This is a genomic window from Eubacterium sp. 14-2, from assembly GCF_000403845.2.
GTDB lineage: Bacteria > Bacillota > Clostridia > Lachnospirales > Lachnospiraceae > Petralouisia.
In genome coordinates this window covers 1,263,106-1,276,575 of record NZ_KE159567.1, presented here as the reverse complement: position 1 = coordinate 1,276,575, position 13,470 = coordinate 1,263,106, and the positions used below count along the sequence as shown (strand labels likewise).

The 13,470-nt window shown below is 48.0% G+C and carries 10 protein-coding genes; all 10 read right to left on the bottom strand.

Annotated features, from left to right (window positions below; all coding sequences use genetic code 11):
• Window positions 1-230: 230 nt before the first annotated feature.
• Window positions 231-971 (bottom strand): LytR/AlgR family response regulator transcription factor, encoded by a 741-nt coding sequence (locus tag C805_RS13035; RefSeq protein WP_016214331.1) that lies wholly within the window; start codon window positions 969-971, stop codon window positions 231-233.
• Between the two features lie 123 nt (window positions 972-1,094).
• Window positions 1,095-2,138, bottom strand: coding sequence for a peptidoglycan recognition protein family protein (locus C805_RS25175; protein ID WP_016214330.1), 1,044 nt, complete (start codon window positions 2,136-2,138; stop codon window positions 1,095-1,097).
• Between the two features lie 349 nt (window positions 2,139-2,487).
• Window positions 2,488-3,768 (bottom strand): nickel-dependent lactate racemase, encoded by a 1,281-nt coding sequence (gene larA, locus C805_RS13030; RefSeq protein ID WP_016214329.1) that lies wholly within the window; start codon window positions 3,766-3,768, stop codon window positions 2,488-2,490.
• An 11-nt stretch (window positions 3,769-3,779) separates the two neighbouring features.
• Window positions 3,780-4,922: an acyl-CoA dehydrogenase gene (locus tag C805_RS13025; RefSeq protein ID WP_016214328.1), complete on the bottom strand. Its 1,143-nt coding sequence runs from the start codon at window positions 4,920-4,922 to the stop codon at window positions 3,780-3,782.
• A 71-nt stretch (window positions 4,923-4,993) separates the two neighbouring features.
• Window positions 4,994-6,001: an electron transfer flavoprotein subunit alpha/FixB family protein gene (locus C805_RS13020; protein WP_016214327.1), complete on the bottom strand. Its 1,008-nt coding sequence runs from the start codon at window positions 5,999-6,001 to the stop codon at window positions 4,994-4,996.
• Between the two features lie 13 nt (window positions 6,002-6,014).
• A complete protein-coding gene (locus tag C805_RS13015) occupies window positions 6,015-6,818 on the bottom strand; it encodes an electron transfer flavoprotein subunit beta/FixA family protein (protein ID WP_016214326.1) in 804 nt (267 codons plus the stop codon).
• 17 nt (window positions 6,819-6,835) lie between these two features.
• The gene (locus tag C805_RS13010; RefSeq protein ID WP_016214325.1) at window positions 6,836-8,248 is read right to left on the bottom strand and encodes an FAD-binding oxidoreductase; all 1,413 of its coding nucleotides are present in this window, start codon (window positions 8,246-8,248) and stop codon (window positions 6,836-6,838) included.
• Window positions 8,249-8,310: 62 nt separating this feature from the next.
• Entirely contained in the window at window positions 8,311-9,858 is a 1,548-nt protein-coding gene (locus C805_RS13005) for an L-lactate permease (RefSeq protein ID WP_016214324.1), read from the bottom strand.
• Between the two features lie 405 nt (window positions 9,859-10,263).
• Window positions 10,264-11,055 (bottom strand): Cof-type HAD-IIB family hydrolase, encoded by a 792-nt coding sequence (locus C805_RS13000; RefSeq protein ID WP_016214323.1) that lies wholly within the window; start codon window positions 11,053-11,055, stop codon window positions 10,264-10,266.
• Between the two features lie 64 nt (window positions 11,056-11,119).
• Window positions 11,120-13,465, bottom strand: a complete 2,346-nt coding sequence (gene hemC / locus C805_RS12995) for a hydroxymethylbilane synthase (protein WP_016214322.1) — start codon at window positions 13,463-13,465, stop codon at window positions 11,120-11,122.
• Between the last annotated feature and the right edge of the window lie 5 nt (window positions 13,466-13,470).

Below are 13,470 nucleotides of genomic sequence, written 5' to 3'. Positions count from 1 at the left end.
AGAAGAACAAAGAATCCTGCTTTGCAGGATTCTCCGCCTGCGGCGGGTCGCTTTAGCGACATATTTCTTTCCCGCCGCAGTGTGATAATTGTCTTTTCTTCTATAGGAAATCCGGAGGAATTTCCTATAGAAGAACAAAAGGGCACAGGAAGCCTTTCGGATCTTCCTGTGCCGCTGCTGTTTTCTTTCTGTACTTTAATCTGCCGTTCTGGCTGCTGATGGCCTGCCATTCAGCAAATTTCCGTTTTCCCCTCACAATAATAGCGAAAATACTGCTCTTTTAACGTTTTGTATGCCCCTCGCGGCAGGTGAATATTCTTTCCGATGCTCAGAAAAATTTCCTGAGCATTCATACTGTCCACATGCTCCAGATTCATAATATAGGCAACTCCCACCCTTACAAATTCCTGATATCCGGAAAGCATATCATAAATCTCTGTCAGGGTCATATGCAGCAGGCAGCTGCTGCCGTCCGCAAACTGCAGACACTGATTCTTCCGCTGGGCCTCAAAGTAGACAATATTATTTAAAGCCACACGCTGCATTTTTCCATCAATCCGCAGAATCAGATATTTCCTGCGGTCTTCCTCCACTTCCCCGAAAATCCTGTCCAGAATCGGAAACAATATCTCCTCTGTGACAGGTTTCACCAGATACTGTGCCGCATTCACACCAAATGCTTCAAGGGCATGTTCCCTGGAGGTGGTAAGAAACACAATTCTGCTTCCGTTTCCCATATCGCGCAGTTCTTTTGCTGCTTCAATTCCCGGTTTTTCGGGCATATAAATGTCCATCAGCATCAGATCCGGAACATAATTCTCATTCCGAACCATATGGAGCAGTTCATCTGCACTTCCAAAATGCTCTGTTTTGAAATTTATTTCCGGATGCTCCCTTTTATAACTGTTCAACATCTGTTCTGTCTTATTTAATTCTTCTGTCTCATCATCACAGAGCGCTATCAGATACACAGACTGTACCCCTTTCCTATTTTTTATCAGTAAGATTATGTTACATTATACGACATAAAAATTATTTTCGGTATACTTTCCGGTATACTTTGTGCTTTTTATGGTACATTCTGTTAAAATCTGCTACAGCATTCCCAAAAGAGATTCCCAGGTCTTTTTCTTACCGGTAATCTCTCCATCCGGATTTTTATAACCCAGAACTTTTTTCTGATAAGAATTCACGGCTTCTTCCATTCCTTTTCCAAAATGAGGACGTTCTCCGCTGTCCTCCTCAATGGCTCCTCTGTAATAATTCAGAGCCTTCATCCTCCGTTCCAGAGAAGTCACCACCGGATGATATTTATTATCGCTTCTGGAAACCGTCAGGGTATTGCCAATGGTCTCGTCCCCGGCAATACCATCTGGTACAGAACCGGTGGTTTTCTGCACATCCCGAATAAACTGCTTCTGGGTATAGGTAAAATCCTGTCCGTTCCGGTCATCGCCGGAATAGACTATGTTCCCTTCTTCATCATAAACATACTGGCCCGGCCTGCAGTCTGCAACGGCAAATTCTCTGTTGTGGTAAGCGCCCGTCTGATTCTGGCAGATACCGTTCTTCCAGCCGGAACCCACCCGATACCATATTTCTGCCGGCTCATGTTCCCCCTGGGACGTCCCGGAATCATCCTCCGGTTCTTTCCGTCCGATCTGATTCTGAAAATCTGTCCACAGTCCGGGACTGTCCATCATCTTTCTGGGACAGTATTTTCCTCTGGCGTCAAAATGACGGATGACTCTCTCCACCGGAATATCCGTGTCCCTCAGCAGCTCTCTGACCAGTGCAATGGCGTTTTCACGGGCTTTCCCATAATCTCCGTCGCTGTTTACACAGATTTCAATATTGATGGTATTTCTGTTATCTGCATCCTTCACCGCATGAGAAGCATTGTATTCCACTCCTATGGAAAATGTACCGTCCTTATGTTCTGCAGCCTGACAGACACCGTCTGAACCCGCATAATAATGCACGGACGTGCTTAAATGTCCGGCGGCCTGCGCTGAAGCATGGCGGCGGGCATCTGCTCCTTTCGCATAGTTGTCCGTTTCATGAATCACAATATATTTTGGACGATTTTCATTTTCATATGTATTTTGCGTGGATACATAATCTCTGTTAATGGTCATGCCTGCATTCCTCCTCTATTCATTCCTCCTTTACCAGTTTATTCCTGTCCGGGCTTTGGAAGACCCCTCAGACAGAATTTCTTCACAGAGATTCCGGCGTCCTGTAAGATAAAAAAGAATGCGCTATGCGCATTCTCCGCGCGCGAGCGGATTGCGCAGCAATAAACATCAATCCCGCGAACTGCGCATCATTGTTTTTTTCTTCTATAGGAAATCCAGAGGAATTTCCTATAGAAGAAAAAGAACCCGGCAGGTTGGCCTGTTGCCGACCTGCCGGGTCCAAAGTGAAATATGTTGTATGTATAAGTACAGATAATCTGCCTTCCGGCAAATTATCACCTCTGACACGTTACATATGAACCATTACAGATACTCCATCCGGAATCACTGTAATATGGGCGTCTTTCCCTTTTTCTTCCAGGGCCTTTGCCAGCGCCTCATTCACATCAGCAGCTGTCTCAAAGCCCATTTCCTCTGCCATGGCCCGGTATTGTTCACACATCACATAAATCACTCTGTGACGCATTAAAATCCGGCTCTGAATCTGATATTCCCACTGATCCGGTTTTGTCTGATCCTGCGGAACTTTCAGAATTTCTTCCATCAGGCTTCCAGGACTTTCACAGTTTTTCAATGCCTGATAAAATCCTTCGCCCCCATGACCGTCTCCGCAGCTGGATACCATGATGATAATGCCGTCTTCTCCGGAAGCTGCCTCTGCGGCTGTCATTCCTTTTACAGACTGATACATATTCTGGTCCAGAGGATAACCGCCGTTTGTGGAAATGGCAATATCTGCGGCCTTTTCAGGGGTTACCTGACAATACTGACGGAGGAACCGGCAGCCGGCTGCATGTGCCTCAATTGCATCACCGGCCACCGCATGTACAATATTTTTGTCTGCGTCAATAATGACGTTGACAATGTACTTCTGGTCTGCCATCCTGCTGGCAGCAATCATATCCCTGTGAACAGGATTATTTTCCAGTACGCCTGTGCGGCTGTACGGAGAATCTATAAATGCGGAACAGTGGTTTCCAAGAACTGTAACCGCACTGGATACACCGGGCAGAACGCTTTTGCGCCCGCCGGAAAATCCTGCAAAAAAGTGTGTTTCAATAAAGCCTTCGCTCACCAGCAGATCGGCTTCTGCCGCTATTTTATTAATCAGCAGAGGTGCACCGGACGGAAGCGTGCCCAGATTTACCATATCGTCCATGTTCTGACTGTCATGAATGACAATTTTCTCCTGGTCCACAATTTCTTCCCCAAACTTGCCCACCAGTTCTTCCCTGGTGGTAGCCCGGTGGAACCCTGTTGCAATCAGTAAGGTAATGTCCGCCTGAGGGTTCCCTTCTCTGATTTCCTTCAGCATAAAGGGTATGATATGTCTGCTCGGCACCGGCCTGGTATGGTCAGAACAGATGATGACTGCCTTCTGCTTTCCTCTGGAAAGCTCGGAGAGCTTCGGAGAACCGATGGGATGAGCCATGGCGTCCAGAACAATTTCATCCTCTGTTTTATCTGTCTCTGGCATGGATTCAATGGAGGATTCCAGAATCTCATAATCCAGGTTATCATCCAGATGAAGCATCATACCTTCTCTGGAAAATGGAAGTCTCATATCCATAAAATTCACCTCTATTTTACGCCCATCCATCCGGCAATTACCATCATCTGCACTTCGGATGTACCTTCGTAAATCTCTGTAATTTTTGCGTCACGCATCATACGCTCAATGGGATAATCTTTTGTATATCCATATCCACCGTAAAGCTGCAGACAGCGGCGCGTTACATCAGAAGCATTTCTGGAAGCCACCAGTTTTGCCATAGCTGCCTTATGAGAAAACGGCTCATGGTCATCTTTGGCACATGCCGCCTGATATACAAGAAGTTTTGCTGCTTCGGTGTTTGCCTGCATCTGTGCCAGCTCAAACTGGGTATTCTGGAACTGGGAAATACGCCGGCCAAACTGTGTACGTTCCTGCACATATTTTACAGTTTCTTCAATGGCGCCTTCTGCAATACCAAGAGCCTGAGCCGCAATGCCCACACGTCCGCCGTCCAGAGTCATCATGGCATATTTAAAGCCTTTGCCCGGTTCTCCCACCAGATTTTCCTTTGGAACAATACAGTCCTCGAAAATCAGTTCGCAGGTGGAAGACGCGCGGATCCCCATTTTGTCTTCCAGTTTTCCAATGGAAAATCCCGGAAATCCCTTTTCAACGATAAATGCGGAAATTCCTTTGGTGCCCTGGGATTTGTCTGTCATGGCCAGCACAAAAAACACATCCGCCACTCCTGCATTTGTAATGAAAATCTTAGAGCCGTTCAGCACCCAGTGGTCGCCTTTGTCCACAGCAACCGTTTTCTGTCCGGAAGCGTCTGTTCCTGCGTTTGCTTCTGTCAGTGCGAATGCGCCAATCCATTCACCGGAACATAATTTCGGCAGATATTTCTGCTTCTGCTCCTCGGTTCCGAACTGATAAATGGGGGTACAGCAGAGCGAAGTATGAGCAGACACGATAACTCCCGTGGTGCCGCAGTATTTGCTCAGTTCTTCCACGGTCTGGATATAGGCCAGGGTGTCCATGCCTGCTCCGCCGTACTCTTCCGGAAAAGGAATGCCCAGAAGCCCCATCTCCGCCATTTTCTTTACATTTTCCATGGGAAATTCTTCTGTTTTATCAATTTCTGCCGCCAGAGGCTTTACTTCATTTACTGCAAACTCATGTACCATATCCAGAATATCCTGGTGTAATTCATCACTTTTAAAATCCATAACTTATCCTCCACATTTTTCTGATTTCTTCTGCTTCGTGTGCACAAAACATTGTTTGTATGTTCCGTAATTTATGCTTTCCGTGCTTTAAATGCCGCAGTCAGGGCCGGCACAACTTCATTCAGATTTCCAACAATTCCATAATCTGCCACATCAAAAATCGGTGCGTCTTCATCTTTGTTTACTGCAATTACAGTGTCGGAACCGGAAATTCCTGCCAGATGCTGGATTGCCCCGGAAATGCCCACTGCAAAATAGAGTTTGGGAGCCACCGTCTTACCAGACTGTCCTACCTGGTGTGCATGCGGCATCCAGCCTGCGTCTACCACCGCTCTGCTGCACCCAAGGGTTGCCCCCAGCTCTGCCGCCAGCTCCTCCAGCAGCCTGAAATTCTCTGCGGAACCCACGCCCCGGCCGCCGGATACGATAATCTCAGCTTCCTCCAGATTGACAGCTTCTGCAATCTCGCTGACACGCTCTACCAGAGTAGTACGGATTTCTTCCGGAGCCACATGAATCTCTTCCTTTACAATTTCACCGGTACGCCCTTCCTCATAAGCGCCCTTTTTAAACACGCCGGGCCTTACCGTTCCCATCTGAGGACGGTGCTCCGGACACATAATCGTCGCCATCAGATTACCTCCGAATGTGGGACGTGTCCAAGCTATATTTCCGGTTTCTTCATCAACGTCAATACCGGTACAGTCTGCAGTCAGACCTGTCTGCAGGCGGCAGGATACCCTAGGCCCCATATCCCGGCCATTGTTGGTGGCGCCAATCATCAGTGTTTCCGGTTTATATTTTTCCACCAGAGTAACCATTGCCTTTGTAAAGGCATCTGTGGTGTAATATTCATATTCCGGCCCGTCTACGATAATGGCAGAATCTGCGCCATAGCAGATGGCGTCTTTTGCCACGCCTTCAATATCTTTGCCAATGACTACCGCCACCAGCGGGCATCCTTTCTGGTCTGCCAGCGGTTTTGCCACATTCAAAAGTTCATATCCCACATTTTTTGCTTTTCCGCATTCTGTCTCGATGAACACCCATATATTTTTATAATCATTCAGATTGCTCATATCCGGCCCCTCCTTATAAAAGTTTTGCTTCTTCCAGCAATTTTACCACTTCATTTGCCGCATCTGCCGCTTCCATGCCTGCCAGCTTTACGCCTGATTTTTCCCTGACCGGCGTATAGGTCTTTTTCACTCTTGTGGGAGAGCCCTTTAATCCGCACAGTTCCAGTCTGATGGATGGAATATCTTCTTCCGTCAGCACCTGAATTTCTTTTTTCTTGGCAGCCATTTTGCTTTTGATGGTGGGATAACGGGGTTCATAGGGCAGTTTCACAACCGTTACCACTGCCGGAAGCCTGGTGGATATCATGTCATAACCTGCGTCATATTCCCGTTTTACCTGGATTTCTCCGTCTTTTTCCAGAATATCCAGTGCATATGTAATCTGAGGCAGATTCAGATGTTCCGCAATTTCAGGCCCTACCTGAGCGGTATCTCCATCTGTTGCCTGTTTTCCGCAGAGGATTAAATCGAATTTCAGTCCTTCTTTTTCTTCTATTGCCTTAATTGCCTCAGAAAGGATGTAACTGGTGGCAAGGGTGTCAGAACCGCCAAAATTTCTGCTGGAAATCAGATATCCGTCGTCTGCCCCCACTGCAAGACAGGATTTAATGGCCTCTTTCGCCTGTTCCGGCCCCATGGATATCACAATCAGTTTTCCGCCCATCTGTTCTTTCAGCCTCACGCCCACTTCCTGGGCATAGGTATCAAAGGGATTCACAATACTGGGAACACCTTTGCGGATCAGGGTGTGAGTTTCAGGATCTACCCTGATTTCGTTCGTATCAGGTACCTGTTTCATGCAAACACAAATATTCATAATGCTTCCTCCTCATTTTACAATTTATAACATACTTTTCCCGGATTCAGAATCATCTTCGGATCGAATACACGCTTGATTCCTTCCATAATCGCCATATTGGTTTCTCCCACGGAGTCTACAAGATATTTCACCTTGCCGGAACCAATGCCGTGTTCGCCGGAAACAAGCCCGCCGCAGTCTGTTGCTTCCTTATATATAATGTCAAAGAATTTATCCACACGGCTCTTAAATTCTTCTTCCTCCAGATCGTTGGAGCACTGGTAAATATGAAGGTTTCCGTCTCCTGCATGGCCGAAAGATTTAATGGTCAGCCCGCATTCTTCCCCTGTTTTATTGACAAATTCCAGGTAATCGGCAATTTTATTTACCGGGACTACCACGTCGCATTCATCCAGCAGCTTCGTCTCTTCCATAATTGCTTCCAGGAAAGAAGAACGTGCGGCCCATGCGTCCTTCATTTTTGAGGGAGTATCTGCCACCAGTACGTCAATGGCTCCCTCTTCCAGTACCAGCTCCGCTGCCTGTTCCACCAGAGCATCCACCTCTTCCTCTGAATTTCCATCCAGTGTTACCAGAAGGTACGCGCCGATTTCTGTTCCGTCCAGTTCCTGAGGAAATACGGATTTTCCAATGTATCGCTCGGAAGCCAGCACGATTTCCCGCTCCATAAACTCAATGGCCTGCGGGTCCATATGAGCCATTTTAAATTTTGGAACCGTTGCCAGCGCAGAATACAGATCTTCAAAGGGGATAATCAGGGAAGCTGCCACCCTGGGCGCAGGTATAATTTTCAAAGTCAGTTCTGTGATAATACCCAGGGTTCCCTCAGAACCAATCATCAGATTCAGCAGAGAATAGCCGGATGATGTCTTGGATACAGTGGCTCCCAGGCGGGTGATCTCACCTGTGGGAAGTACAACCGTCATGGCCCGCACATAATCACGGGTTGCTCCGTATTTTACCGCACGCATACCGCCTGCATTGGTAGCCACATTTCCGCCCACACATGCGAATTTTTCTCCGGGATCCGGGGGATACAGCATCCCTTTTCCCTGACAGTCTTCCGCAAGGTCGTTCAAAAGCACCCCTGCTTCAATTTCCACCACAAAGTTTTCCATATCATAAGATTTAATCTTATTCATTTTGGAGATATCCATAAGTACCCCTCCGTACAGAGGCACTGCTCCTCCCGCAAGGCCGGTGCCTGCTCCTCTGGGTGTTACAGGGATGTTGTTCTCATAACAGATTTTCATAATTCCCGCTACTTCTTCTGTGGAACGGGGCTGAACTGCCACATCCGGCATATGCGTCCCATATATGGGCATTTCATCTCTGGCATAATCCGGATTGATATCTTCTCCCTGGAAGACATAATCAGTGACTGCTTTCATCTGTTCCACGATTTCAGGTGTCAGTTGATTGTACATGTTGTTACCTCCTTGAAAATTTTATTTTTCCTGCTGTATTCAGAAACCAGTTTACTTTCTCATTAAAATCCCAGCAAAGACCCGGCATAACAGATCATGCCCGCCAGAACCGCATACAAAAGAAAATATCGAAATACTTTACTCAAAATCCTGCTTTCGGATCCTGCCTGTCCGATGGCTCCCACTCCAATGGCAATTCCCTGGGGACAAATCATCTTCCCGATGCCGGCGCCCATCACGTTTGCCGCTGCCATCCAGGTGGGATTCAGGTCAAGGGCTGCCGCTGTCTCACTCTGCAGTCCTCCGAACAACACACAGGTGGAAGTTCCGGAGCCTGTTACAAATGCACCCAGCGCTCCAATCAGCGGCGCTGCCAGCGGATAAAAGGATCCGGTTACAGCCACTAAAAACTTCGCTATATCAGAAATCATTCCGCTGTAACTCATGATTTTTGCAGTAGCCATCACAGCGCAGATCGTCAGTATGGTTTTCCAGTATTTTTTCAGAGTATGAAGAAAAACCTCCGCCATGTCTTTCGGGCCGGCTCCCTGTATGGCTCCTCCCATGACAGCCGCAAGGAATATCATGACTCCCGGCGTATTAATCCAGTTGAAGGTAAGAGCAGTTCCTCCTTCTCCCGCATACACCGCGACTGTACTCTTAACGCCTGCAATGGCATGATGTATGGGCGGACACAGGGGCGACGTCACCATCAGGAACAGGAAAATCAGAAGAAAGGAACTCCAGGCCTTCAGTCCCTGCGCCACTCCCACAGAATCTTTCTCTCCCGCTGTTTCAGAAACCTGAATGGCGTATTCTTCCTCCGGCTCTCTGTTAAAAATCTTTGCGGCTGCAATGATACATCCCATGGAGCAGATAGATCCAATAATGTCAGGCAGCTCCGGGCCGACAAAATGTGCGGTCAGAAACCAGGGTACTGTAAAGGATATTGCTGCGGTCAGTGTGGTGGGAATCATGCCCTTTAATGCTTTTATTCCTTTTCCGCAAATGCAGACCATCAGAAACGGAGAGATAAAAGTCAGAAGAAACTGTATGTTTACAATGCTTCCCGCCAGTGAAATCAGGTCCGTACCTGTCACTGCTGCCAGCGTCACTGTGGGAACTCCCACTGAACCAAAAGCGGTAGGCGTGGAATTCACCACCAGACAGCCCAAAACTGCACTCATGGGGTCAAGCCCGATGGCCGCCAGCATGGAGGCGGGAATGGCAACTGCTGTTCCAAATCCGGCCATGCCTTCCATGAAATTTCCAAATCCCCACCCGATAATCAGCGCCAGAACTCGTTTGTCTCCGGAAACCCCCGCCAGCATTTTCTTAACAAGTTCCATGGCCCCGGTTTTCAATGTCAGATTGTAGGTAAACAGAGCCGCCACAATCACCAGGCAGACAGGCCACAATGCATTCAAAATACCTTCCAGAGCCGCTGTTGAAATGCACAGGATACTCAACCCCCAGTATCCGCCTGCCAGAGCTGCTGTGATAAAAAGTGCAATGACACATGCTCTGTGTCCGGCCATTTTCAGGCCGCTGATGGCTGCGATCAGCCAGATAATCGGCAGCATCGCAAGTACAAATTCCAATAATAACAAAACACTTCCTCCTTTCTTTATATTGGGTAATCCAATGTATGAATTTATCCCTTATTTATACTTTATTTTTCTTTTATTACTGATTTTATGTTATTTTATTATTTATTGGATAATCCAATTCTTGAGTATATTATAGCACCTGATTCAGAAACATCAAGTGTTTTTTATAATTCCATCAATTTGTCCTAATTTCAGGTTCTGATTTTGTATATATTCACGGTAATTGGATTACCCTATTTGTATAATTTTAGTTCAAAAGTATCATATTTCATGGTATATGGGAAAAATACAGGAAGAATGTCTCCTGTGAAAGAAAGATTAAAACAAAATCAGAAGTGTTCACGGTAACAGTATAATATACAAAAACGAATAATGGATTTCTTTCAAAACATTATGGGCTGTATCCTATATCAGCCCATAATGTTTGCAGCCCTGGTAGATTCCGTCTTCCCAAAGGGCTGCGGTTACATATTCCGCCGCATCTTTTGCCTGCTGCATTCCGTCTCCCATGGCAATGGAATGGGCGGTATATTCCAGCATATCCAGATCATTGGTGCTGTCTCCGAAAGAATAGGTATCTTCATGGGCAACTCCCAGAATCTTACAGATTTCCCGGATTCCTGTAGCTTTACTGTAGCCTTTGGGCACAATTTCCATAAAATCTCCGCCCCGGTGGATAATCGTATAGTCTTTGCCGATTTCCTGTTCCAGCTCTTTCTGACGCTCCCGCTCCTTTAAATAATTTACGCAGAATTTGCTCACCTCCAGGCTGCTTTCATTTCCGGTAACCCGCACCAGCTTTTCGCCCAGCGTTCCCTGCAGCCCCCTGGGAAAAGGAGAATCCTCCGGAAACCGCTCCATATCCAGATAAATCAGATGGCGCCCCTCCAGCACATAGGCCGCCTCCATCTGCCGCAGAAATTCATTGATATGCTGAATATTTTCCGACGGGATTCTGTAATAAAATTTCTCTTCTCCCTGGAACTCTCCATAGGTACCGCACCCTGCCAGGATTCCGTCAAATCCCAGAGGCTTTAAGGGTTCGTCAGGTATAAAAATCCTGGTTCTTCCGCTGCTGATAAACAGGTAGTGGCCCTGCTCCTTCATGAGCCGGAAGGCCTCTCTTGTGCTGTCCGGTATACGCTGTTTCTGATCCCAGATGGTTCCGTCAATATCAAAAAACACTGCTTTTCTCATATTCCTGTCCTCTCTGTAGCTTTCATTCTCTGTATGTATATGCGCTTCATGGTTCACCGGCCTGTCACGATCTGCAAATGCATTCTGTCAGCCCTTCATAGGTGGACTGCCCGGCCTCCCACACCTGTTCCACACCTTTCGATTTCAGGAAAGCTGTGGTCTTTGGACCAATACTGTACACTCTGCACAGATTCCGGTCTGTGCCCAGCGCTTCCATAAACCGTTTTGCGGAAGAAGCGCAGGTAAAAGCCACACCGTCATATTTCTCCACGGACTGCAGCAGCCCCGGCTCCGGTGCTGTGGAACGGTTTTCATATACCACCACTTCTTCAAACCTGCAGCAGTCTGCCAGGGCCTCTTTCAGATGACTGCCTGCATTGCCCCCTTTCAGATACCAGATACATTCCGTTCCGGTCAGATGATTCCGCAGCGTTTCCCCAAGAGCATCGCTGTTAAATTCTTCCGGTATCAGATCCGGACAGATTCCGTAAGAGCCCAGCAGCTCCGCTGTCTTTTTGCCGATAGCGGCCACTTTACAGCCTGCAAGACTTCTTACATCCAGCCTCTGCTGCCGGAAATTTTGAAAAAATGCTTCCACACCGTTTTTGCTGGTGAACAGCAGCCAGTCTCCCTCTTTAAGGTTCTGTAAAACAAAGGTCGGCTTCACATGTTCAATTACCCCCACCTGTACCTCATCCACAGAAGCTCCCTGGTTTTCCAGCAGTTTTTTCAGCCGGGTGGGTTTTTCTCCGATTTTCGGCACCAGATACCGTTTTCCGGACAGGGGACGGTTCTCCAGAAAATTCAGTTCTTCCCGCAGAGAAACCACTTCTCCCACCACAATCAGCGCAGGGGAAATCAAACCTTCCCGGATTACTTTTTCTGCAATATGGTCCAAATCCGAAACGCATGTTCTCTGCTCCGGAGTGGTGGCCTGGGAAATTACGGCAATCTGGGTGCTGCCTGCCATTCCGGCTTCTTTTAATTTCCCGGCAATTTCTCCCACCTTGCTCAGTCCCATCAGGAACACACAGGTTTCCTTACTGTCTGCCATTGCCTGAAAATTGATGTCTGCCAGCTCATCATTCCTGTCATGGGCAGTCACCACATGGAAGCCCAGCGCTTTTCCCCGGTGGGTGATGGGAATTCCGCCGTAAGCCGGCCCTGCAATACAGGAACTGATTCCAGGCACCACCTGAAAAGGCACCCCATGGGCTCTCAGAAACATTCCTTCTTCCCCGCCCCGGCCGAATACATACACATCTCCGCCTTTCAAACGGACAGTTTTCTCATATTCCATGCTTTTCTGTACCAGAAGCCGGTTAATCTCCCCCTGTTTCATGGTGTGGTTGCTGCTGGCTTTTCCCACATAAATCTTTTCACAGCCGGCTTTCGCTTCTTCCAGCAGTTCCGGCGCAGCCAGCCTGTCATAGACTATACAGTCGGCTTCCCGGATTTCCTGCAGACCTTTTACCGTAATCAGTCCCGGATCCCCAGGACCGGCTCCCACCAGAACCACTGTTCCTGCAAGCTGGCTGCGTATTTCTCTGGCTGCCTCACGGGCCAGCTCCTCCGGTTCCCTGCCGGATACGGACGCGTAAGCCTGCCGGCTTCCGCTTTCATTCCCGAACATGGCCCTTAAACAGAACATTTCTTCCCCTTCTTTTCTCAGAACAGCTCCTACCGGAAGGTGGCAGCTGGCCCCCATTTCCTGAAGAAAACTGCGTTCTCCCAACGCTGCCGCTGCAGTCTCTTCATGGCTGAGGGCGTCCAGCATGGCCTTCAGCTTTTCTTCCCCTTCCCGAATTTCCAGAGCAAGAATTCCCTGGGCAGGAGCCGGTATCATCTCCTCCGGTTCCAGATACTGTGTGATTTTATCCTGCATGGACAACCGGTGCAGCCCGGCGGCTGCCAGAACAATCCCGTCCAGTTTTTCTTCTTCCATTTTTTGGAGCCGGGTGTCCACATTTCCCCGGATGCCCACAATGTTCAAATCCGGCCGCAGACGTTTTAACTGGAATTCCCTTCGTTTGCTGCCCGTTCCAATCACTGCTCCCTGGGGCAGCTCCTCCAGTGAGCTTTTTTCGCGCAGAATCAGCACATCTCTGGGATCCTCCCGTTTCCATGCTCTGGTAAATGCCAGACCGGACGCAGGCCTGGCCGGCATATCTTTCATGCTGTGTACTCCAAGGTGGATTTCCCCGGAGAGCAGTTTTTCCTCAATTTCCCTTACAAACACCCCTCTGTCCCCGATCTCATGGAGGGGTTTGTCAAGGATCAAATCGCCTCTGGTCTTAACCACCTGGATTTCAAATTCCTCCTGCGGGTAAGATTCTCTCAGTTTTTTGCATACATATTCCGCCTGGGTAAGAGCCAGCCTGGAACCTCTCGTACCAATTATATATTTCATGTTTT